1 pseudogene is annotated in these 250 nt (G+C 35.2%); it reads right to left on the bottom strand.

The window, feature by feature from the left end:
* Window positions 1–134 (bottom strand): annotated as a pseudogene (locus IDG63_RS14810) (hypothetical protein); the annotation flags it as partial.
* Window positions 135–250: the final 116 nt, after the last annotated feature.

Raw genomic sequence — 250 nt, 5'->3', positions numbered from 1 at the left:
AAATTTGTTAAATCAAATCCATGCTCAAGATTATGATTTTGTTGAATTTCTTTTGTGTTTGGCCCATCGAAAGGACATAACAGTTTTTCAACATCAATACTAGCCGCTTTGCTATTCGCTTTTAATGAAGATGAAGCGATGTTAGCTGCATTTTACGATGACAGTAAAACAATCGACGCTAAACATAAACCAGCCGTTGTGTATTAAGGAAAGGGGGAGATACGATGGGTGAATTTAAAGGATTTATGAA

It is taken from the genome of Staphylococcus sp. EG-SA-14 (assembly GCF_017151935.1).
Taxonomy (GTDB): domain Bacteria; phylum Bacillota; class Bacilli; order Staphylococcales; family Staphylococcaceae; genus Staphylococcus; species Staphylococcus aureus.
Note: the sequence above shows the minus strand (reverse complement) of the source record. Positions and strands in the feature narration are given on the sequence as shown.